The organism is Cellulomonas sp. P4_A2, from assembly GCF_056402515.1.
On record NZ_JBFUHG010000254.1, the window covers coordinates 1 to 356 of the forward strand.

The window sequence follows — 356 nt, forward strand, 5'->3', positions numbered from 1 at the left end:
GTATAGAAGATCCCGAACACGCTCATCGCTACGACCACGGCGGCCACGACCGGCTCATGGTGCAGCGGCACAGCCACGGCGAAGCCCAGCCCGATCCCGAGCACCGTCCCCAAGAATCGCCTGAATCCGCGCACGACGGTCTCGCCTCGCGAGGTTGTGGCCACGAACACCCACCAGGTGGCGCCGACCGCCCAGTACCAACGCTGATCGGAGAGCACCTGCCCCACCACGAGCGCGAACCCCGCCCCAAACGTCGCTTGCACGGCCTGCCGCGTCGTGATCCGCCCAAGCCCCGCCGCCCCGGTAGTGAGGGCGACTGCTACGGGTGCCGCGAGCCGCCGCTCATAGCACCACAC

General features: G+C 69.1%; 1 protein-coding gene. It reads right to left on the reverse strand.

Going from position 1 to position 356, the window contains the following annotated elements:
- Nucleotides 1–230, reverse strand: a 230-nt coding sequence (locus AC1DUE_RS20950) for an FUSC family protein (protein ID WP_477041314.1), incomplete at its 3' end; no start/stop codon positions are given.
- Between the last annotated feature and the right edge of the window lie 126 nt (nt 231–356).